Origin of the sequence: Butyrivibrio sp. MC2021 (genome assembly GCF_000621605.1) — a bacterium.
GTDB lineage: Bacteria > Bacillota > Clostridia > Lachnospirales > Lachnospiraceae > Butyrivibrio.
Genome location: NZ_JHXX01000001.1, coordinates 907,291 through 929,217, shown reverse-complemented (window position 1 = coordinate 929,217; position 21,927 = coordinate 907,291). Strand labels below are relative to the sequence as shown.

General features: G+C 44.4%; 16 protein-coding genes. 14 read left to right on the top strand and 2 right to left on the bottom strand.

Features of this window, described 5'->3' with window-relative positions; genetic code table 11:
• Positions 1–223: 223 nt before the first annotated feature.
• The 6 genes from T359_RS21270 to T359_RS0103820 all read left to right on the top strand — a co-directional run bounded on the left by T359_RS21270 (position 224) and on the right by T359_RS0103820 (position 8,606).
• Positions 224–1,483 carry an HD domain-containing phosphohydrolase gene (locus tag T359_RS21270; protein ID WP_051544889.1) on the top strand — a complete coding sequence of 420 codons (1,260 nt, stop codon included), beginning with the start codon at positions 224–226 and terminating at the stop codon, positions 1,481–1,483.
• Positions 1,484–1,578: 95 nt separating this feature from the next.
• Positions 1,579–2,628: a LacI family DNA-binding transcriptional regulator gene (locus tag T359_RS0103840; protein WP_026516334.1), complete on the top strand. Its 1,050-nt coding sequence runs from the start codon at positions 1,579–1,581 to the stop codon at positions 2,626–2,628.
• A 279-nt stretch (positions 2,629–2,907) separates the two neighbouring features.
• A complete protein-coding gene (locus T359_RS0103835; protein ID WP_026516333.1) occupies positions 2,908–3,864 on the top strand; it encodes an ABC transporter permease in 957 nt (318 codons plus the stop codon).
• A 17-nt stretch (positions 3,865–3,881) separates the two neighbouring features.
• Positions 3,882–4,805 (top strand): carbohydrate ABC transporter permease, encoded by a 924-nt coding sequence (locus T359_RS0103830; protein WP_051544888.1) that lies wholly within the window; start codon positions 3,882–3,884, stop codon positions 4,803–4,805.
• A gap of 70 nt (positions 4,806–4,875) precedes the next feature.
• Positions 4,876–6,516 (top strand): ABC transporter substrate-binding protein, encoded by a 1,641-nt coding sequence (locus tag T359_RS0103825; protein WP_026516331.1) that lies wholly within the window; start codon positions 4,876–4,878, stop codon positions 6,514–6,516.
• A gap of 221 nt (positions 6,517–6,737) precedes the next feature.
• Positions 6,738–8,606 (top strand): glycoside hydrolase family 35 protein, encoded by a 1,869-nt coding sequence (locus tag T359_RS0103820; RefSeq protein WP_026516330.1) that lies wholly within the window; start codon positions 6,738–6,740, stop codon positions 8,604–8,606.
• A 22-nt stretch (positions 8,607–8,628) separates the two neighbouring features.
• Here T359_RS0103820 and T359_RS0103815 read toward each other — a convergent pair whose 3' ends face one another.
• Positions 8,629–10,089, bottom strand: a complete 1,461-nt coding sequence (locus T359_RS0103815; RefSeq protein WP_026516329.1) for a serine hydrolase domain-containing protein — start codon at positions 10,087–10,089, stop codon at positions 8,629–8,631.
• Between the two features lie 125 nt (positions 10,090–10,214).
• On the opposite strand from T359_RS0103815, the gene T359_RS0103810 reads away from it, so the two are divergent.
• The 5 genes from T359_RS0103810 (at position 10,215) to T359_RS0103790 (ending at position 14,398) form a co-directional block, all read left to right on the top strand.
• A complete protein-coding gene (locus T359_RS0103810) occupies positions 10,215–10,604 on the top strand; it encodes a hypothetical protein (RefSeq protein WP_026516328.1) in 390 nt (129 codons plus the stop codon).
• A 59-nt stretch (positions 10,605–10,663) separates the two neighbouring features.
• A complete protein-coding gene (gene rlmD / locus T359_RS19190; RefSeq protein ID WP_081795349.1) occupies positions 10,664–12,229 on the top strand; it encodes a 23S rRNA (uracil(1939)-C(5))-methyltransferase RlmD in 1,566 nt (521 codons plus the stop codon).
• Positions 12,230–12,375: 146 nt separating this feature from the next.
• On the top strand, positions 12,376–12,588 hold the full coding sequence (locus T359_RS0103800) for a hypothetical protein (RefSeq protein WP_026516327.1): 213 nt from the start codon (positions 12,376–12,378) through the stop codon (positions 12,586–12,588).
• A gap of 236 nt (positions 12,589–12,824) precedes the next feature.
• A complete protein-coding gene (locus T359_RS0103795; RefSeq protein ID WP_035783526.1) occupies positions 12,825–13,802 on the top strand; it encodes a nucleoside hydrolase in 978 nt (325 codons plus the stop codon).
• A 20-nt stretch (positions 13,803–13,822) separates the two neighbouring features.
• Positions 13,823–14,398: an ECF transporter S component gene (locus T359_RS0103790; protein ID WP_026516325.1), complete on the top strand. Its 576-nt coding sequence runs from the start codon at positions 13,823–13,825 to the stop codon at positions 14,396–14,398.
• Here T359_RS0103790 and T359_RS0103785 read toward each other — a convergent pair whose 3' ends face one another.
• Positions 14,399–15,043, bottom strand: coding sequence for an SDR family NAD(P)-dependent oxidoreductase (locus T359_RS0103785; RefSeq protein ID WP_026516324.1), 645 nt, complete (start codon positions 15,041–15,043; stop codon positions 14,399–14,401).
• A gap of 219 nt (positions 15,044–15,262) precedes the next feature.
• Between T359_RS0103785 and T359_RS0103780 the strand changes: the two genes are divergently transcribed.
• From T359_RS0103780 to T359_RS0103770, 3 genes are all read left to right on the top strand, one after another.
• Positions 15,263–19,165, top strand: coding sequence for an Ig-like domain-containing protein (locus tag T359_RS0103780; protein WP_026516323.1), 3,903 nt, complete (start codon positions 15,263–15,265; stop codon positions 19,163–19,165).
• Positions 19,166–19,311: 146 nt separating this feature from the next.
• Entirely contained in the window at positions 19,312–20,622 is a 1,311-nt protein-coding gene (locus T359_RS0103775; protein WP_026516322.1) for an aminotransferase, read from the top strand.
• A gap of 108 nt (positions 20,623–20,730) precedes the next feature.
• A complete protein-coding gene (locus T359_RS0103770; RefSeq protein ID WP_026516321.1) occupies positions 20,731–21,921 on the top strand; it encodes an NAD(P)-dependent oxidoreductase in 1,191 nt (396 codons plus the stop codon).
• Positions 21,922–21,927: the final 6 nt, after the last annotated feature.

The following is a 21,927-nucleotide window of genomic DNA, read 5'->3' as shown; positions in this document are numbered from 1 at the left end:
TCGAGCGTTTTTTGCGAGAGCCGAACTTCCTTGTGACCACCTAGCGAGGTCTTTTCGAGTTTAATACAGACCATACTTCTTAATGGAGTATGGTCTTTTTTATTGTGGTTATAGATGTTTTAGCAAAATATAATAATTGTAATAATGATAATAGACGCCGGGGAATAGTATAATGTATTTGTAGTAATATGCGGAAATTGTATTCAAAAGGCGGTTTGTTTGTATGAGGATCAGTAAACTGCTCAATACATTTTTTATGTATTGTTCGGTTCTTATCATTCTTATAACTGCATATTATGCTGAGAAAGTAGCTTCAGAAAACAGAGTGGATTCCCTGGTGGAGGCGGATATAAGCCTTACGGGAGCCAGACTTTCTGATGAGCTTTATGGAAGTGTGCGCAAAACCGGCGAATGGAGAAAGAACGGCGGCACCAGCAATCAGCTTGAGTTCACTATTAAAAATCTTGGGAAGAGCGGTATAACAAACTGGAAGCTGCTTTTGAAGGTGCCTGAGGATGCCACTGTGGACAGTCAGTGGAATGTGGAGGTATCCAATGAAAGTTTAGGAGATTACCTTATGTTTACTCCGGGACAATTCAATTCCACTATTGAATCCGGGGATACTATGGAGTTTGGCGCGGTTATCAACTCTAAAAAAGAATTGGACCCGAATAATCTTCATATCATAGGATATATGGTCTTAAGCAGAAATTCTTTTATCAAAAATTCCATTATCTTTATGATGATCATATGGCTGGTGGTCTTTGTAGGATACCTTGTTACGAAGTTTAACCTGAAAAACTATCAGGAAAGGCAGAAGAATGACGTAAGGATCATTCTTCAGTCAATGAACACCTTCATCAGCTTCATTGATGCCAAGGATCCTTACACCAGAGGCCATTCCAGAAGAGTTGCCATGTACGCCGCTGAGATAGCAAAGCGTATGGGACTTCCGGAGTCTGAGGTGCAAAACATATATTATGCCGGTCTTTTGCATGATGCCGGGAAGATAAGTGTTCCCGATGCGGTTCTTAATAAGCCGGGAAAACTTACCGATGAGGAAAGAAAGACCATTCAGAGTCATACTGTGGCCGGAGGCAAGATGCTTAAGCAGCTTTCCTCCATAAAAGGTATTCGAGAAACTGCACTTTATCACCATGAACGATACGACGGAACCGGATATCCCGAGGGACTTCAGGGAGAGAACATCCCCCTTTATGCACGTATTGTAGGCGTTGCGGATTCCTATGATGCCATGTCCAGTAACCGTGTATACAGAAGACATCTGAACAAGGATGAGATAATAGAAGAGATCCAGCAGGGAGCGGGGACACAGTTCGATCCTGACATTTTGAAGTATATGGTGGATATGATCAACGACGGATATGTGAACGTTGTTAAGATGGAAACCGCCGAGAATGAGGACGGAACCAATGATATCCATATCCATGAGGAAGATCTTCCCGGCTTCTACCTGAGCTAAGGTACGAGATTACAAATAAATATTGACATAACCTTGCGGTATATCATATTATAAAATTGAAATCGGTTTCAGACAGTCCCCCCAATGAGGTTTATATGGAAAAAGTAAGACTGAATACCGGTAAGACAATTACTATCTATGATATAGCCAAGGAGGCCGGAGTATCGGCTTCTACTGTTTCCCGTGTTCTTACCGGAAGCGCTTCGGTGCGCCAGGAGAAAAAACAGAGGATACAGGAAATAATCGATAAGTATAATTTCAAGCCCAATGCGCTTGCCAAGGGACTTTCTGATACTGCCACCAATACCATTGGTTTCATAGTGGCTGATGTCAGGAACCCTTATTATTCGGCGCTTTTCGTGGCCTGTGAGCTGGCCGCCGAGAAGGCAGGTTACAATGTGGCTCTGGCTAATTCCCTTAATGAAAAGGACAAAGAGATCAAGATGCTTGATATCTATCTTCAGCAGAGGATGGATGCCATTATTCTGATGGGCGGAAGAGTTGACGACCTTATTACTGATGATGCCTATTCCGAGAAAGTAAGAAACGTCTGCAGGACAACTCCCGTCATAGTTACGGGCAAGCTGGATAAAGCCCCTGTACACTGCGTCACCATTGACGAGGCGGAGGGCATGAATCTTGTTATGCAGCATCTTATAGACCTTGGACATGAGAAGATTGCCCTGGTTGGAGGCGAGATGAAGGTAGCTTCAACCTACTATAAGTATCTGCGCTATCAGGAGAATCTCAAGAAATATGGCATTACAGTACAGGGGGAATATGTTGTCAACGGCGGTTATGACCCTGAATCTGGGTATGTGGCAACCAACAGGATACTGGATATGTCTGACAGACCCACAGCTATCATAGCCATCAATGACTTTGCGGCCAGCGGCGCCTTGAGGAGCATAAGAGAGCATCATCTTCATGTGCCTGAGGACATTTCTGTTATAAGCTTTGATAATACCTATATCACTGATCTTACAGTGCCTAAACTTACCAGCATCGACTACAATTATGATGATTACGGCAAAAGGCTGATAGACACTGCGATTGCGGCTTCTAAAGGGGAGAGGGTAGAGGATGTTCAGATGGTTACTCCCAACCTGGTTCTAAGGGAGAGCACAGGCCCCTGTAAGAAATAAGTTTTACGAAAATATAGTTTTCTGAAACAGCTTTCAAACTGTATAGCGTATAATTGTATACAACACATGGCGATGTATACAAAAATGTGAGGAAACAAAGGGATTTGTTTCCTCTTTTTTGTTTCATTTGCACAAAATTGCAATCGGTTTCAAAAAATGAGTTGACGCAAACTAGTGATTAATGATTAAATTAAGATATGAAATCGGTTGCAAGTAGTAATTTTGCACAATATGGGGACTGTGTAGATTTCTATCAATCGTGAGTAAGTGGGAGGTTTTATGAGTAAAAACGGTAAGTCATCTTCTACTGCAGGCGTTAAGAAACGTGGAGTTTTCGAGACTTTGTGGAGATACAGGGTCCTGGAGCTTATGTGTCTTCCTGCAGTTGTCTTTTTCTTTATGTTCAGCTACATGCCTATGCCGGGTATCTGGGTTGCTTTTGTTAAATACAACTACAGAGACGGAATCTTCGGAAGTAAGTTCGTAGGACTTAAGAACTTTGAGTTTTTGGCTGAATCCGGTAAGCTTTTCGAACTTACCAAAAACACCATTTTATACAACATAGCATTTATCATTCTGGGTAATCTGCTGGCTATACTGGTGGCTATTCTCTTAAATGAGATGCAGAGCAAGATCTTTAAGAAGGTTTCACAGACCATGATGTTTCTTCCTTATTTCATTTCACAGGTTCTGGTTGGAATCCTTGTCTACAACCTTTTAAATTATGACTACGGCTTTGTAAATGAGATCCTTACAGCCCTGGGAAGAGAGAAGTGGGGACCCTATTCGGATCCTTCGGTCTGGCCGGTGATTCTGGTCATCGTACATCTCTGGCAGCAGACAGGTTACAACTCAGTTGTTTACTTCGCAGCCATCTGCGGAATAGATGCGGAGATAATCGAGGCGGCCAAGGTTGACGGAGCCAATGCTTTCCAAAAGATCAGATACATCATTCTTCCGGGACTTAAGCCCACAATAGTCATCCTTCTTCTGTTTGCTCTTGGAGGAATTGTAAAAGGAAACTTCGGTCTTTTCTATAACATCATTGGTACCAATTCACTTCTTTATCCTACCACTGATATTATTGAGACCTTCGTATATCGTTCAACCATCAATGACTTTAATTTCTCAACTGCTTCTGCGGTTGGCCTTTATCAGTCAATAATCGGATTTGTGATGGTTATGGGAGTCAACTTCATAGTTAAGAAGATCGATCCCGATTATTCATTATTCTAAGGAAAGGAGGTCAGAAAATGTCTAATAATACTAAGCAGCCTGAAATGACAGGCGTCAAGGTCAAGCTGGGAGCTTCCGACATCATCATCAGGACCTTTGGATATATACTGATCACCTTTTATGCATTGGCTTGTATATTTCCATTCCTTATCATCATTGGTACATCCTTTACCAATGAGTCCGTGATAAGGGCAGAGGGAGTTCAGCTCGTTCCCAAGGAATTTACCACCAAGGCCTATGAGATGGTAATGAGGGGAGGAACTATATGGAGATCCTACGGTCTTACAATAACCCTTACCCTGTGCGGTACGGCGGTGGGACTTCTCATCATAGCAATGACAGGATATGCACTTCAGAGAAAGGATTTTCCTTTAAGAAATGTGATTTCCTTTTATATTTACTTTACATCACTGTTTTCAGCAGGACTTGCTCCATACTACCTTCTGATGACACAGACCTACAAATTAAACGACAGCTACCTGGCAGTATTTTTCCCGCTTCTTATGTCGCCATGGCTCATCATCCTTATGAAGAACTTCGTAAAAGCCATACCTCATGAGATTACTGAATCGGGCAAGATCGACGGTGCCGGAGACATGGTCATCTTTACAAGACTTATTCTTCCTATGCTGAAGCCGGCTCTGGCTACAATCGGACTTTTCCTGGCTCTGGGATATTGGAATGAGTGGTATCAGTCATCTCTGTTCCTCAGCTCAAGAGTGGCGGTCAAGCCCCTGCAGTTCCAGCTCTACAAGGTAGTAAATGAGACCCTTGCCCTTAAGAATTCCATCGCAGGACAGTACATCACACTTACAGATGTGCCCACAGAGTCCCTTAAGATGGCAACAGCGGTTATGGCTACAGGACCGATCGTTTTCCTGTATCCCTTCGTTCAGAAATACTTCATCGGCGGTATTACAGTAGGTGCAGTTAAGGGATGACGCCCGGTACAAAATTGGTTGCGACCTCATGGCGAGGTTCACATATTTTTTTTATAAAAGGAGGATTCAAATGAAGAAAAAGTTATTAGCAACATTACTTAGTGCCAGCATGGTAATGGGTATTGCAGCATGTGGCTCATCAGGCAATGATGCAGGAGCACCCGCAAGCAACGATGCAGCTCCCAAGACCGAGACTACAACATCCAATACAACAACATCAGACGCAGGATCAGATGCGGCTCCTGCCATTGACACATCCGAGCATGTAGTTATTACTTACATGACAACAGGTGGAGCTCCTGAAGGAAACCAGACAGATGAGATGCTCAGACAGCTCAATGAGATCCTTACCGAAAAGGTTAACGCTGAGCTTGAGGTTTACTATATCGACTGGACAGATTATCTTTCCAATTACAACCTGACACTGGCTCGTATGGACGGAACAGTAGACCTTGTTGGTACAGCTTCAGACTGGCTGGATGCCTGGCCTAATGCCAAGAACGGCGCTTTCCTTGAGCTTTCAGAGGATATGCTTAAGACCTACGCTCCTAAGACCTGGGAGAGCGTATCACCTGAGCACTGGGATCTTTGCAAATACAACGGAAACATTTATCTGATGCCTGAAGATAATTATGCACAGTGGACCAACCACGGCTTTGCATATCGTCTTGACTGGGCAAAGGAAGCCGGACTTGCTAACGGTGTTAGAAGTTGGGAAGACCTTACAACCTACTTCAGATATGTAAAAGAGACATATCCCGATGTTATTCCATGGGATTCAGACGGAACACAGTATGCAACAATGGTTGGAGGATGGATCACATCCCATTCCAACTATGTTTCCATCGACGGTATCAATTCAGGCGCTATGTGGGGCGGCACCAAGGACGACCTTTACACCGTATATTCACCTTACATAACAGATACAGATTCTCTCGTAGAATTTGCCAAGACCATGAAAGAATGGGATGAGATCGGCGTTTGGAAGACCGACGTGCTCAATAATACAACCTCTGATAACAGAGAGGACTTCAAGATCGGTCGTGTTGCAGCAGAGCAGCATCACACCCAGACCTGGACAGACCTTTGCTCACACAAGGATGGTTATACTATCTATGACGATCCTAACGCAGAGACAGGCTTCTTCTACTTCGGTGAGGAGACAGGCAACCTTGTAGCTCTTTCCATTACTCACGGTGCTATGGCTGTTTCAGCTGCTTCCAAGAATCCTGAGAGAGCACTTATGGTCTATGACCTTATCAGAAATGATCCTGATTGCTACAAGCTGTTCAACTATGGTGTTGAGGGCAAGTCCTATGAGATTACAGCAGACGGCATGAGAAAGACTCCCGATGGCTATAATGCAGCAACAGACGGCATTTCCGTTAACTACTGGTGGGGACGTAATGATGACCTTGAGATCAAGGATGCTACAATGAACTGGGATGCTATTGAGAAGCTTTACAAAGAGTATGACGCAATCAAGATCGATTATCCTTACGGACAGTTTGTTCCCAATGTAGATGACATTCAGTCCAAGATTGATAACATCAATGATATCCACACAACCTACATGAAGCAGATCGCTTTCGGTAAGTTCCAGGGCACAGCTGAGGATATCGTTGCTGAGTATCAGGCAGCTCTTGAGAAGGCAGGTATCAATGATGTTACTGCTGAGCTTCAGAGACAGTTTGACGAGCTCTATAAGTAATCACCGGCGAGGTCCTTTCGGGCTTTGTGTACTAATCTAAAAAGAAAAGGGAATACTGTTTTTATCTAAAGCAGTATTCCCTTATTTAAAAAGCAGAGGAAACTGCAATTTTACAGATGGTATATAGAGTGATAATAAATATTTGATTTTGCGCATATACAAGCACTTCATCACGGAGTTTTTATATATGCGTAAAAAGTGAAAAAGTAGGAGAATGCATTATGGGAAAATTTGAAATCAAGGATACGTTTTATCTGAACGGAGAGCCCTTCAAGGTAATAGCCGGCTCCTTCCATTACTTCAGAACTGTTCCGGAATACTGGACAGACAGGCTCCAGAAGCTGAAGGCTCTGGGCTGCAATACTGTGGAGACTTACATTCCCTGGAATATTACTGAGCCTAAAAAGGGTGAGTTTAATTTCGAGGGCTTTTGCGATATAGAGAAGTTCATTCAGACAGCCACAGAGCTGGGACTTTACATAATTATCAGACCCTCACCTTATATCTGCGCTGAGTGGGAGTTCGGCGGACTTCCTGCATGGCTTTTAAAGGACAGAAATATGCGCCTTCGTGTGAGCTACAAGCCATTTCTTGATGCTGTAGAGGACTATTACAAGGTGCTTATGCCCAGGATCGCCAAGTATCAGATCGACAACGGCGGCAACATCATTCTGATGCAGATAGAGAACGAGTATGGCTATTATGCCAACGACCATGAGTACATGAAGTTCATGCATGACCTTATGGTTAAATATGGCGTGACAGTGCCTCTTATCACCTCTGACGGCCCTTACCACGAGAGCTACAGGGGAGGCTACGCCGAGGGTGCCCATCCCACCGGCAATTTCGGTTCCAAGACCGAGGAGCGTTTCAATGTGATAAAAGAGTACACCAAGGGCGGACCCCTTATGTGTGCTGAGTTCTGGGTTGGCTGGTTTGACCACTGGGGTAACGGCGGCCATATGAGGGGCAATCTTGTCCAGAGCACAGAGGATCTTGATAAGATGCTGGAGCTTGGAAATGTCAGCATCTATATGTTCCAGGGCGGCACCAACTTTGGCTTTATGAACGGCTCCAATTACTACAACGAGCTCACTCCTGATGTAACCAGCTATGACTACGACGGAATCCTCACAGAGGATGGACAGATAACAGAAAAATACCGCAAGTACAAGGAGGTCATCTCCAAACATGCGGATGTTCCTGAGGTGGAGTTTACTACAGACATTAAGAGAAAGAGCTACGGAACCCTTACCTGCAAGGATAAGGTAAGTCTTTTCTCGGTAGTGGACGATCTCAGCACTGCCGTCCATCTTCCTTACACCGTAAATATGGAAGAACTGGATCAGAGCTACGGTTATATCCTCTACAGATCAAGACTTCACTCCGAGGCGGGAATTGCCAAGCTTAAACTTTGGGAGACCTATGACAGAGCCAACATTTTTGTTGAAGAGAAGCCTCTTTTAACTCTGTATGACCATGAGCTGGAAAAAGAGCATGATATCCCCATGGAGAAGTTCCTGGCCTGCAGCCAGCCCGCACAGATGCTGGCAGGAAAGTTCATGATGGAGCACGGACTTACGCCGGAGACTGCTGCCAAAGCCATCGGCGAGTCAGGACTTTCCACCGGAACCCTTCAGGGACTTAATGAGAAGTTTGATATTCTTGTGGAAAATATGGGAAGAGTCAACTTCGGACCTCGCATGGAGACCCAGAGAAAGGGCATTGGCCGCTGTGTTCAGATAAACGGCCATATCCATAACGATTGGGATATCTATACACTTCCTTTGGACAATATCGAAAAGGTTGATTTCTCCAAGGAATACACTGAAGGAGCTCCTGCTTTTTACAGATTTACCTTTGATGTTACGGAGAAGGGCGATACCTTCCTTGATTTCGAGGGCTGGGGCAAGGGTGTTGCCTTTATCAACGGCTTCAATCTCGGAAGATTCTGGGAAATCGGACCTCAGAAGAGACTTTACATTCCTGCGCCTCTTCTTAAGGATGGGGAGAATGAGATCATCCTCTTTGAGACCGACGGCAAGGTTCGTGACACAATTGAACTCAAGGATGAACCTGATATCGGATAATACAAAAAATGATAATATCTATTCAAATAAGCTTGCCATAGAGGTGCCCGTCGAATTCTCCGAAGTAGGTTTCTTCGATCTTTCGCATGAACACCGTAAGCTCCTTTTCTTCAAAATATAACTGGAAGCGGAGGCTTCCAACTGATTCACCGATAAGATGGACTCTTATATAGAGCACGTTACTTCTGGTAAATACGGCTCCGGCTGTATAGGGAGTATTGTAGTCGGCAAATTCGCCCTGGCACATGCTTCCTATACCGAAACGTATTTCGTGCTTTGTATCAGAGTCCTTTTCTTTCAGGATAAGAGCGGATTCTCCGGATTCATTCAGGTTAAGAGTCAGCTCGGAAAAAAGGCTCTTTTCACCGGACAATTGGTATTTATAGCATCCGGGAGCTATGTCAGGAGTTACGCTCTGATAGTGGGCTGGCAGCGACGGAGCCTCTATCTGCAGATTTTGGCAGTAGTCTTCAAGTTTATCATTTCCATTTTCCTTTACCGGTTCATCTGTAATTTGTGGAAGCAGCAGTTCATAAAAAGCATCATATATTATCTGATTGCCGCCCTGCATTCCCTGGGTATCTGCGGTGGTGACAACGGATAGGTTTTTGTCCGGAACATGGATGGCCAGCTGGCCGCCCATGCCATAGAGCACAAAGCCTCCCTTTTCATTCTGCCAGATCTGCATTCCGTAGCCCTGGGATTCGCTGGGCAGGGGCCCTGTCATAATGGTGTCGGACAGATTTGAGGTGGCAAGGCTCACCAGGTCAGCCCTAAGCAGTTCTCTGACTGTTCCGTCTGAGCACTTTATGGTCCCTTTATTTTCCAGAATATACAGAACCTTCATAATATCCATGGGAGTGGCCATAAGACCGCTGCCGCCTATGGAAACCCCAAAGGGATCCTTGACCATATATGAGTTCTCACTAAAGTCCACGTATTTAAGGATCCTGTCCTTGAGATAGGACAGAAGATCAGTGCCGGAGAGCTTCTCCACCAGGGCGCAGAGAACATGGGCTGCGGAGGTGTCATAGTGGAAGACTGTTCCCGGCTTATGGGTTGGAGCCACGGTAAAAAAGCTCTCCACCCAGTCGGACTTCATATTAACCTTGTAGGTGGTTGAAGCGTGGCAGGTTCGCATCATCAGCATATTTCTGATGGTGGTCATCTTTATGAAGGGATGGATATCCTCTGAAGTATATTCGGGAAAATATTTGACTATAGGGTCGTCAAGCGCGATCTTTCCCTCCATGATCATGCAAAATATTCCAAGGGCAGTGAAACTCTTACTTATGGAAAACATTCTGTGGAGCTTATCTGCTGTGTAGGGAGCATAATATTTTTCAAAAACAAGGGTGTCTCCCCGCCTGATGAGAAGGGAATGCATGGGAACACCTTTTTCCCTAAGGCGCTTGAGAACGGAAAGTATGGCGGATGAAGGAATGTTTAATTCTTCGGGAAGTGCTTTTTTAAATGTAAACATGAAGGTACCTCACAGTAACTGACGATTATTGGATTTATACATATCATAACATAAATGAATGTTGAACAGATTTGACAATTTATGCTATAATTTATAGCTAGCGAATAAAGTTTTGTGAGGTTAGTATGTCTACAATTATCCAGAATAATCAGGTTTTCAATAATGAGGTTCCCTTTTGCAGGGTTTACAGCATAGAGAGTAAGAAACAGCTTGAGGAGAGATTCCTGGCTCACCGTATTTCATATTTCATCGAGTGGCAGGATAAATCCATTCTCCAGAGGATCTTCGACAGAAAGGGCAGCAAGATCGTCTGCACCTTCAGAATCAACAAAGGGGAGATCCTCAGAGCAAGAGAGCTGGCCCAGGGAATTGAAGGAATCAAGTTCAAGGACTATGGCGTTATCAAGGATGACCGCATTCGCAGAAGAAGCGAGGCAGTCAAGGAAGAGGACACAGGACTCGAGATGCCGGAGCTTAAGTTTGAGAACAAGCATGACGATTCAGACGAGGACTGATATGGTAGGGGATGAGTGATTGTCCCCTACTTTTTGTTTGTAAACAGAGGTGAATAGATTTGGAAAGAGATAAGAATAAGAAGAACGAAAGTAAAAAGAAAGAGTTCACGAAGAAAGATACCGGAAGAACTGTAAAAAAAGATACAGTAAAGAAAAATGCATCTAAGAAGGAAACTCCAAAGAAAGAAACTCCAAAGAAAGAAACTCCAAAGAAAGAAACTGCCAGGAAGGAGCCCAGTCGCTGCCCTGTGTTTAAGAAGTGCGGCGCCTGCCAGATGATAAACATTCCTTACAAGAAGCAGCTTCAGATCAAGCATGAGCGTGTCCAGGAGCTTCTTGAGCCCTACTGTAAGGTTGAGTCCTTTATGGGAATGAAGACTCCAGAGCACTACAGATGCAAGGTCCACGCTGTTTTTACCCATGATAAAAAGGGTAATCCGGTATCAGGAATATACAGCGAGGGAAGCCATGATGTGGTGCCGGTGGACAACTGTCTTCTGGAGGATCAGAAGGCCGATGCCATCATTGCCAGCATCCGCGGAATGCTGAAGTCCTTCAAAATCAAGACCTATGATGAGGATAACGGTTTCGGACTTCTTCGCCATGTTCTTATCAGAATCGGTAGAAATACCGGGGAGATCATGGTGGTTCTTGTTACCGTTTCACCTATTTTCCCTTCCAAGAACAATTTTGTTAAGGCCCTGAGAAAAGAGCATCCGGAGATCACAACCATTGTTCTTAACATCAACGACAAGCAGACCAGTATGGTCCTTGGAGATAAGGAGAAGCCTCTGTACGGCCCGGGATTTATCTATGATACCTGCTGCGGCATGAAGTTCAAGATTAGCCCCAAGTCCTTCTATCAGGTCAACCCTGTGCAGCAGGAGGTTCTCTATAACACCGCCATCGAGATGGCACAGCTTACAGGCAAAGAGACAGCCCTTGACTGCTACAGCGGTGTAGGCACCATCGGAATCATCGCAAGCCCTCATGTAAAAGAGGTTATTTCCGTGGAGCTTAATAAGGATGCGGTTAAGGATGCCAAGATAAATGCCAAGATAAACGATGTAAACAACATCACCTTTTATGAGAATGATGCCACCAAGTTTATGCAGCAGATGGCGGCTTCAGGAGATAAGGTGGACCTTGTGTTCATGGATCCCCCAAGAGCCGGCTCCACTCCTGAGTTTATTCAGTCCCTGGAGGTACTGGGACCAAAGAAGGTAGTTTATATCTCCTGCAGTCCGGACTCCCTGGCCAGAGACCTTGAGCTTCTTAAAAAGAGCGGCTTCAGGGCAGAGAAGGCAGTTCCCGTGGACATGTTCCCTTTTACCAGGTCGGTTGAGACTGTGGTTCTCCTTACAAAGGGCGAGTACGACAAAAAGAGCGCCGGCAAAAGGACCTCTGCAAAAGCGGCAGGTACTGCGAAGTCAGTGGCAGCTCCTCCGCCAAAGGTTCCAAAGAAGGGGGAGGCAACAGATGCTGATGTCATCGCCTGGGTTAAGGAAGTATTTGAGATAAGTGTGACAACCCAGGAGCTTGCCAAGGTAAGAGATAAGAAGGGCACCGGCAGCGCCGACAAGGATCTGGCTATAAATGAGGCTCTCAAGCATTTCTTTAAGTGATGCCCGGGAAGGTGACGGTTTACAAGAAGTTTATTTGACAAAATCTCATAATTTTATCATCATAAAAATATAAAAAGTTTGCCATTATACGTTTTCGTTCGTATAAAATATCAGAAACGCAGGATGAAACTTAAGGAGGTACTATTATGAACATGGATAATAGAATCGATGATGAACTTTTAGATAGTGTCAATGGCGGCGTGAAGAAAGCCGGTAATCTTGTATTCAAGAGCACAGACAAATCCAAGGTAAAAAAGGGAAATACTTTATATAGCGGACAGCCCGTAAAGGCAGGAAATCTCCTTTATAAAGAGGATGAGCTTCCCGGATACGAGCCTCCCACATCATCATTTATTTAAATAACTTCTTAAGTGCTTGCAAAATTATCAGCCATGAAGTATAATTTCCAAGCGCTTTAAACGACAGTTCATTTGTACCTTCCTGTCGCTAAACAAAACCAGGACTGCATGTAACAACTATGTTTATGTGGCTCTGCGTTCATCGCAGAGCCTTTTTTCATTTCATAGGTGTATTAGTGTGTCTGAGGATTTTTGCGCAAAAAATCCTCTTTTTTATTGCCCAAAAGGAAAAAGAGATGAAGAAGATAATAATCGACTGTGATCCCGGAATCGACGACAGCCTGGCTATAATGCTGGCTCTTAATAGCCCTGAGGTTCAGGTTGTCGGAATTACCATAGTTGCAGGCAATTCCCCCGCTGAAATGGGCTTTGGGAATGCCAAGAAGGTCCTTGATTTTATGGGAAGGCTTGATATTCCGGTCTATGTGGGAGCAGATAAGCCAAGAAAAAGAGAATATGTCAACGCTCTTGATACTCACGGTGAGGACGGCCTCGGAGAGAGCTTTTTTCCGGATGTGCCGGGGCAGGAGATTCCTTCCGAAACAGCCATTGAATTCATGAGAAGGACTCTAAAAAGCGGCGATGTGTCGGTGGTGGCATTGGGGCCTCTTACCAATCTGGCGGAGCTTATAGACACCGACCTTTCGGCTTTTCTTTCTATCGAAAGACTTGTGTCCATGGGCGGTAACTTCAGAAGCCACGGCAACTGTTCACCGGTGGCTGAGTACAACTACTGGGAGGATCCCGACAGCGCCAAGGTGGTTTACGATACGCTCTTTGAGCATGGCAAAAAGATCGAGATGGTGGGCCTTGACGTCACAAGGGAGATCGTTCTGACACCTCAGATACTGGATGACATGAAACAGGTCAATCCGGTGGTGGGAGATTTTGTGGAGAAGATCACGGACTTTTACTTCAAGTTTCACTGGGAGTGGGAGCACATCAGAGGCTGCGTAATAAATGATCCTCTGGCTGTGGCACAGTTTATCGATCCTTCTATCCTTCAGGGAATAGAGGCCTTCACGGAGGTTGAAACCGGCGGCATAAGCCTGGGGCAGACCGTTGTGGATTCCATGGGCTTTTACAGAAAAGAAAGCAATGCTTTAGTTTTTACCAAAGTAAACAAAAAGGCTTTCTGGGAGATGTTTCTGACCAGACTTCTGGGAATGGAAGCATCTGATTGCAAGGTACGCTTTAAAGAGATTTTTGAATAAAAACAGGAGACTGGAATAACATGAACAAGACAAAGAAATTAGTACTTATGGCAGCAGCCGTAGCAATTAACATTGTAGGAAGCAAGATCTCACTTATGCTGAGCCTTCCTATTTTCCTTGACAGCATCGGAACAATCCTTGCAGCCATCACAATGGGACCTCTGGCAGGCGGCCTTGTGGCTCTCGTAGGCGGCCTTATAAACGGAGCTCTCGGAGATATCTACGCTATTTACTTTTCTGTAAGCGGAATCATCATGGGCATTGTTGCAGGACTTTTATTCTATAAGAAGAAGCTCACATATGTTTCAGATCTTTGGAAGACATTTCTTGTTGTACTTCCCGCATCCATGGTTTCTGCCTGCATCGAGACCTTCCTCTTTGGCGGAATCACATCAGCAGTAGTTACAACCTTTATCGTACAGGCTCTTGCCCAGACAGCCCTTAAGCTCCTTGGAAGCGCCTTTGTTACACAGCTTGTTACCGACTATATCGACAAGCTTATCGCTGTAGTTCTTGTAACTGTATGTGTAAAGCATCTTCCTAAAGAGGTTTTCAGTTTTGAGGAGAAAAGGGTAAGCGAAAAGAAGGCAGCCTGATCACCAGATAAAATTGGACTTGAGCTGTTCGCCGTTATCGATGAGAAGATCCTGACCGGTCATGCTGACATTTACATTGGTAAGAAAATAAGCAAAATCAGCAATTTCAGAAGCCTCGGCCCATCTGTGAAGAAGGGTCTCGTCAAGGCACTGACTCATGAGAGTAGGATCATCCATTATATGAGAATTAAGGGGAGTGTATACACCTCCCGCAGATATACTGTTAGATGTAGCACCGTACTTCGCCAGTCGAAGTGCGGTGTTTTTCATATATGTAACTACGCCGCCCTTGCTGGCTGCATATTCCGGGAACTCTGCGCCGTTGGATGCGCTGGAGGAGGCCATGAACAGAACGGAGTGGATGCTGTCCTGAAAAGCATATTTTTCCGTAACTGCGATGGTGGCCCTAAGGTTAATGTCTATCACCCCGGGACCCTCCTGAATACCGGCATTGTTTATAAGAACCTCTACGCCTTCGATATCCGGAAGCTTTCCCGCAATATCAACGATCATATGTGTATAGAAAGGCGCAGAAAAAGAAGAGTCATTAACATCAAAGCCAATGACCTCATGTCCCATTTCTATGTATTTTTTAACGCAGGCAAGGCCTATGCCCCTGCTGGTTCCTGTGATAAGTATTTTCATGAAAAAAGTATAACATTTTATTGTAGTAAAGAGCAAAAATCTGTAAAAAAAGGATAATGTTTTCCGGGATTTCTTTAGAATATGTTAATTAGACATAATCTGTGGAGGATAAGATAATAGACTTAAAGATTCACTTCTATATATAATTCATGAAATTTTATTTCAAGAATTAGTATCATTACCTGAATTCATTAGCATATATGAAAAGGAGGACGGAAGATGAGAGGATTATTGAAACGATTTTCAGCAGTAACCCTGGCGGCGCTGATCGCCCTTAACACCCCGCTTTGTTCCATGGCTTATGAGCAGGATCTCAGTGAAATCCTCGAATCTGAGGAGGCTTTTTCCTATGACTTTTCCTATGACTTTGACTATGATTATGACTATTACGATGAAGATGCCATAGATGAAAGCTTCCCTGATGATTTCGATATGGATATTGCAGATGAAGAGATTTCTGATGGATATGATGAGGAAGCAGAAGAACCTTCTTCTGAGGAAGACGAATATCCTGCATCTGAGGAAGATGAATACCCTGAATCTGACGAAGCAGATGTTCCGGCTCCGGATGAGGGAGACGCGGCTATAGAATTAACAGAAGAACCGGAAGAAAAAACAGAATCTGCTGAAGAAGAACTTACAGTAGAGGAGATTCCAAGTCTTAAATCCGGTTATGACAAATTGCAGCTTGTGGTTGGACAGAGCGCGAATCTTGGAGAGTACCTTAAGGCTGAAGTAATCGCCGCAGGATTTGACCCGGAACAAAAAGGCGCCAAATATGTCCTTGAAGATTCTTCGGTACTTTCAATCACCGCCAAAGGTGTTATAAAAGCTAAGGCCAAGGGCCAATGCTATATCCGCTGGGCAACGCCCAATAAACACGGCAAACTGACAAACCAGGCAAACCTTCTGGATGTCAATGTAACTAAAGTATCACTTCAGGAAAAGACCAAGATCCTGACCTACGTGGGACAGACTTATGATTATACATATGCTGTTTCATACAATTACGAAAATCCACCGGTTTCCTTTGAATCCTCCAATCCTAAGGTATGTACTGTAGATGAGAAGGGTATTGTTACAGCCGTTTCCAAGGGAACTGCCAAGGTTTCCGCTATTTGGGGCGGCGGAGAATATAACGTAAGTAAATATAAGCTGACAGGAACGGTCAAAGTCAATGTTCCTGCTCTTTCCAAGACGGAAGCAACGATATTATCCGGAGCAAAGCTCAAACTGAAGATTAAGAATGTTCCTAAGGATGCATACATTGAATGGGATACGGTGAAAAGTTATGACGTTGTGACCATCGAATCAAAGGGAACAAACTGTACTGTCACAGCTGTTAACCCCGGAACAGAAGTTGTGTATGCTGAGATCGACGACCATAAATATGAGTGTGCTATTACAGTTCCCGGTGTTACTCCCAAAAAGGAATCAATTAACCTTGATATTAAGAAGAGTGCCACAGTAAGTCTTAAAAATACCAAATACAAAGCGACTGACTTTAAATGGAGCAGCTCTGCTTCTTCTGTTGCCAAAGTAAGTAATAAAGGTAAGATAACTGCTGTGGGCAGGGGCTTCGCTACTATTTATGCCGAAAAGAATGGAATTGAATGTGCGGTTCTGGTTACGGTAAATAAATCCAAAAAGAATGCTAAGGATGTGCCCCTGGACAGTGCCAAGGGTATAGCCAAAGTTCCTGTGGCTGCAGATGCTACGGAAGATACTGTGATAGGAGATATAAGTGATGGATGCCAGCTTACGGTAGAAGCAGGCTCCTTTGAAGTGGATACCAGTATAGGTGCCACACCAATTGATGCTAAGACCCTGAAAAAGATGGGTGCCTACAGGGAAGGTGTTTTTGAAGAGATCATTTCACCTGTGACTATTGACTGTGATGGATATACAGAAGGCGATTTCTTTGGAACCAATGTTACACTGACGGTTCCTATGGGAAAACCCGGTGAGGTAATCGAAGATCCTTCCGCATATGTTTTTGCATATTATGATAAGACAACCAAAACCTTGAGATATTTGTATCCGGACAGCTATGATCTTGAAAAGAACGAGATGACCATAAATCTTCCTCATTTTTCAGAGTGGATGGGAGGCAAGCTTAAGAAGGAAGAGCAGATAGAAGCATTCCTTAACAGTTACAGCATGAAACGTGCCATAGAAGAGGGAAGATATGATAAAGCAGCTTCTGAGCTTGAGCCTTATATCAGAGCAAAGGCACAGGCCCTTAACCTTCGTGAAGAGGCCTTAAAAGATCTGGTACAAGCTTCCCTTAATGCTGTGGCAAGTAAAGTCGGTGGAAAAATCGGAAAAGCCGGCTACGAACGGACCGGTGCAGTAATCAATTCAGTAAGTAAAGCCATGAACGGCGTAGCAAGAAGCGTTGCTGATAAAGATGATGCTGCAGCCATCGCAGGCCTTGAGGATATGGCTACTCAAGCGGTACAGGAAGCATGGAATTCTCTTAAGTTCTCTGAACGTGCAGGCGAAGTATTTGATGCTAAGATAGCAGAGGGAATATCAGGACAGGCAGTAACCGGCTTAGTCGGTGCTTACAAGATGTATAAGTACATAGACCAGGGCGATACCACTTCTGCAATGAAGGAACTTGGCAATATCATGATGAATGTTCACCCGGCTGTTGAACTTGGAACCAAGGGAACAAGATTTGTTGCTTCCTGTGTAAATGTTGAGTTTACATATTGGAAGGCCAATGAGGTTGAAGAACTTTATCAGATATATAAGAACGGATATGATGGTTGGTTTGGAAATTATGTAATAGCCGGTGACAGGGAATCCTTCCTTGAGTATCTGAATTATTCCAGCGGCTTTACCAAGGCAAAGGGCATCAACCGCTTCTATCAGATGGATAAGAGAAACGAGATCTGGCAAGATCTTAAGAAACGAAACAGCGCATGGAGTGATTATAAAACCTATGATGAGCTTCCTGCTTCTGAAAAGAGTAAAGTCCAAGCATACCTTGAAGATGGGCTCATGGACTACTTTGAACTCAGAAGACAGCAGGAGAGTGAAGCAGCGAAGATCAAAGCCCAGGAACAGCTTGTTGTCCAGACTATGATGAATTCGTACTATGGTGCTTTGGCCTTGACTGATGAAGGAACAATGATGTTCTTTGGAGAGGAGTCAAAGAAAGATTATAACCTGACAAAAAGACTGGAACATCTTGTACAGGTTCGCGCATATATTTCCAGATTTATTAATGAAGATGAGCTGAAGAAGACTTCGAAGAGTGAAGAAGGCCGTAATTATGGCGACATGATGAATGAATGGGTAGCTCGCGCTGCCAAGAACCGTGCGTGGGAAAGCGAGGAAAATCTTCAGCAAACCGTTGATGATTTCATTGAGTATCTTCAGTCAGTTGATCTTTTGAAACCCGGACTTAATACCAAGTATTCAGGATTTAATAAAGGATCCTTCTCCGGCGGTTTTTCTGCCGAACATAATTGGACAATTAAGACCTGGATCATAGCATTGTTTGCTGACCATATCTGGGATGAAGACGGAAATGAAGATATAGAGGCTGAGAAGGAAGAAAGTGATGTAGATACATTTCTTGATATTGGGGGAGGCGGTATAATTGATAAGAATATCCGTGCTATTGAAAATATGAAACTGTCGGAGGATGGATCCTTTAGCTACGATGGTGACGGCGTATCGATAAGCGGTGTGCTCAACACGGCAACCCGCACAGGAAGCGGAGTATTCTTGTTGGAATCAAGTTATTCTGGTGGCAGTGGATATTCTGTGAGTGAGGTGGATGAATTCATACACAAGCAGGAAAATCCGAATGGCAGGTTATTTCAAACACCGCTTTCATATGATGCTGATGTGACCTACAGGGGATCCTTTGAGATAGTGCCCACCAAGAGTGGTTCTCTTAAGTTTAAGATGAAGGGAGCTGCAACTATGAATTATAGCGGATATGCTGTTAAGGAGATAAAGGATTATTGCCTGAGATTTGATTATTCTAAAGCAAAATGTATAGCCGAATATTTCTCCGGATCTAAGACCTGGGATAATTATGAGACCTCTATGTATTGGTATCTGGTTCCAAAAAAGAAGAATAATTCGGGTAGCGAAGGTTAATACAATAACTGATTAATGTAAAGAAGCCCTGTACTTCTCCTGTAGAAGTACAGGGCTTCTAAATTTAAGGTAGTAATGTATTAAACTTTGTGATAAAATAGTCGAAAATTGTATACACGTAAACAATTATTTGAGGAGTAGGTAAAATGGCCCAGAAAAAGAGTGAAAAACAGAAAAAGTATGTTGAGATGTCTAAGCAGGAGCTTGAACAGGAGCGCGTAAAGCTTAAGGCAGAGTATAAAAAGTATCAGGAGATGGAGCTTAGCCTGAATATGGCAAGAGGTAAGCCCTGCAGAGAGCAGCTTGATCTTTCTATGGGTATGATGGATGCCCTTAATTCAGAGGCTGATCTGTCCTGCGCTGACGGCACAGACTGCCGTAACTACGGCGTTCTTACAGGTATCCAGGAGGCCAAGGAGCTGATCGGTGCCATGATGGAGAACAAGCCTGACAACATAATTATTTACGGTAATTCCTCTTTGAACGTTATGTACGATACAGTATCAAGAGCTTATACCCACGGCGTTATGGGCAATACACCCTGGTGCAAGCTTGATAAGGTTAAATTCCTTTGCCCCGTGCCCGGCTATGACAGACACTTCGCTATCACCGAGTACTTCGGCATTGAGATGATCCCTGTAAAAATGACACCTACAGGCCCTGATATGGATGAGGTAGAAAGACTTGTTGCCAATGACGAGTCCATCAAGGGTATCTGGTGTGTTCCCAAGTATTCAAACCCTCAGGGTTATTCATATTCCGACGAGACAGTAAGACGTTTTGCCCGCCTTCGTCCCGCAGCCAGAGACTTCAGAATTTTCTGGGATAATGCATATGGTATTCACCACCTTTATGATGATGATCAGGATTACCTCATCGAGATCCTGGAGGAGTGCAAGAAGGCAGGAAGCCCTGACCTTGTTTACAAGTTCTCATCGACCTCCAAGATCACCTTCCCGGGAAGCGGAATCGCAGCCATTGCAACTTCTCTTAATAACTTAGAGGAGATCAAGGCTCAGCTTAACTACCAGACCATCGGACACGACAAGGTTAACCAGCTCAGACACGTTCGCTACTTCGGTGACTTCGAGGGAATGAAGGCTCACATGAGAAAGCATGCAGCCATCATCCGCCCTAAGTTTGAGGCAGTTCTTGAGGCCCTGGACAGAGACCTTGCACCTGTAGGAATCGGCGACTGGACAAGACCTAAGGGAGGTTACTTCATCAGCTTCGATGCTCCCGAGGGCTGCGCCAAGGCTATCGTAGACAGAGCCAAGAAGGCCGGTGTTACCATGACAGGAGCCGGTGCAACATATCCTTACCACAAGGATCCTCATGATTCCAATATCCGTATTGCGCCTACCTTCCCTTCACTTAACGATCTTAGGCTTGCAATGGATATTTTCACAGTCTGCGTAAGACTTGTGGCAGTTGATAAGATGCTTAAAGAAATGTAATAAACGACTTCAAGATAGTCAAGAAAAACTCTTTTAATTTGGGTTTTTCTTGACTTCTTTTACATATAGAATAATTCAAACGCAAGATAAGAGTAAGGGGGTTATTCTATGTCAGTACATGTAATCGATGAGGCTAATCGCTGTCTTGGCTGCGCCAATCCCAGGTGCAGAGAGAACGGCTGTCCTATTCACACCAACATTCCAAAAATGATAAAGCTTTTTAAGGAAAATCAGATGATGGAGGCGGCAGAGATGCTTTTTGCCAACAATCCGCTGTCCATGGTCTGTTCACTGGTCTGCAATCATGAGAGCCAGTGCGAGGGGAACTGTGTAAGAGGCATTAAGGGAGAGCCTGTGCATATTTCTTCAATTGAGAATTACATCTCCGATTCCTGCTTTGAGAGACTTGAGCTTAAGCCCGCGCCTTCAAACGGCATGAAGGCCGCAGTTATCGGCGCAGGCCCCGCAGGTATCACAATTGCTATTATTCTGGCTCTCAAGGGCTATTCCATAACGGTTTTTGAGACCCATGACAAGATCGGAGGAATCCTGAGATACGGTATTCCTGAGTTCAGGCTTCCCAAGTCCATCCTGGACAGATATTACAAGAAGATGAGAGAGCTGGGAATCAAGTTCAGACCCAACTTTTCCATCGGAGGATCCACCGGTATTCAGGATCTTTTAAACGACGGCTACAAGAGCGTATTCATCGGTACAGGAGCATGGCGCCCAAGAAAACTGGGAGTTCCCGGAGAGACCTTCGGAAATGTGTTCTATGCCATCAACTACCTCAATAATCCAGATGTATATGAGCTGGGGGACAAGGTAGCCATTATCGGCGCCGGCAATGCAGCCATGGACGTAGCAAGAACCGCCATAAGACACGGCTCAAAAGAGGTTGTGGTCTACGTCAGAGGAGAGGAAGTAAGTGCCTCCAAGTCTGAATTTGAGTACGCCAAGGTGGACGGCGTTAAGTTTGAATACAAGAAACAGATTGTCCGAATTCTTGATGAGGGCCCTGTTTTTCTTGATACAGAAACAGGAGAAGAGACTCTGGTTCCTGCAGACAGCGTAATAATCGCCATCTCCCAGGTTCCCCAGGACCGTATCGTAACTCACGAAAAAGACTTAAAGCTCAACGAGAAGGGCAATCTTTACACCAATGAATCCGGCGAGACCTCCCTTCCCGGCGTCTTTGCTTCCGGCGATGTAGTTACAGGAGCTAAGACTGTGGTGGCTGCTGTGGCAGTTTCCAAGCAGATTGCCGAGGATATGGACAGGTACATGAGAGAACTGTAATATGGG

Coding starts and splice junctions, on each gene's coding strand:
- T359_RS0103770 (WP_026516321.1), top strand. CDS start 20,731: ATGTCAGTACATGTAATCGATGAGGCTAATCGCTGTCTTGGCTGCGCC.
- T359_RS0103835 (WP_026516333.1), top strand. CDS start 2,908: ATGAGTAAAAACGGTAAGTCATCTTCTACTGCAGGCGTTAAGAAACGT.
- T359_RS0103825 (WP_026516331.1), top strand. CDS start 4,876: ATGAAGAAAAAGTTATTAGCAACATTACTTAGTGCCAGCATGGTAATG.
- T359_RS0103780 (WP_026516323.1), top strand. CDS start 15,263: ATGAGAGGATTATTGAAACGATTTTCAGCAGTAACCCTGGCGGCGCTG.
- T359_RS0103785 (WP_026516324.1), bottom strand. CDS start 15,043: ATGAAAATACTTATCACAGGAACCAGCAGGGGCATAGGCCTTGCCTGC.
- T359_RS0103795 (WP_035783526.1), top strand. CDS start 12,825: ATGAAGAAGATAATAATCGACTGTGATCCCGGAATCGACGACAGCCTG.
- T359_RS0103790 (WP_026516325.1), top strand. CDS start 13,823: ATGAACAAGACAAAGAAATTAGTACTTATGGCAGCAGCCGTAGCAATT.
- T359_RS21270 (WP_051544889.1), top strand. CDS start 224: ATGAGGATCAGTAAACTGCTCAATACATTTTTTATGTATTGTTCGGTT.
- T359_RS0103830 (WP_051544888.1), top strand. CDS start 3,882: ATGTCTAATAATACTAAGCAGCCTGAAATGACAGGCGTCAAGGTCAAG.
- T359_RS0103840 (WP_026516334.1), top strand. CDS start 1,579: ATGGAAAAAGTAAGACTGAATACCGGTAAGACAATTACTATCTATGAT.
- T359_RS0103815 (WP_026516329.1), bottom strand. CDS start 10,089: ATGTTTACATTTAAAAAAGCACTTCCCGAAGAATTAAACATTCCTTCA.
- T359_RS0103810 (WP_026516328.1), top strand. CDS start 10,215: ATGTCTACAATTATCCAGAATAATCAGGTTTTCAATAATGAGGTTCCC.
- T359_RS0103800 (WP_026516327.1), top strand. CDS start 12,376: ATGAACATGGATAATAGAATCGATGATGAACTTTTAGATAGTGTCAAT.
- T359_RS0103820 (WP_026516330.1), top strand. CDS start 6,738: ATGGGAAAATTTGAAATCAAGGATACGTTTTATCTGAACGGAGAGCCC.
- T359_RS0103775 (WP_026516322.1), top strand. CDS start 19,312: ATGGCCCAGAAAAAGAGTGAAAAACAGAAAAAGTATGTTGAGATGTCT.